Consider the following 239-nt stretch of genomic DNA (forward strand, 5'->3'; position numbering starts at 1 on the left):
GACGTTTATGGAGTTCTCGATCGCAGCGAGGTGCTTCTCAGACCATGCGGACGGCGCGGCCTCCGCATGCAGCCTTCCGATGTGTTCGGACCCTGTCCCTTGAACGGGTACCCCTTCCAATGGCAATTCACCCAACTGCTGCATGGGGGGCTGCATCGGCATGCGGCCGCCTGAATTGCCGATTTCGCTCAGCGGCTGCTGAATGGCGGCGGCTTGCGGCGTATTCAGGGCCCTCTGCC

1 protein-coding gene is annotated in these 239 nt (G+C 62.8%); it reads right to left on the bottom strand.

From position 1 onward, the window contains the following. Positions 1-239 (bottom strand): hypothetical protein (locus AC0L2A_RS36560; RefSeq protein ID WP_473613042.1); only part of this gene is annotated, 239 nt, incomplete at both ends.

The sequence above is a fragment of the Mesorhizobium sp. WSM4844 genome (genome assembly GCF_055811775.1).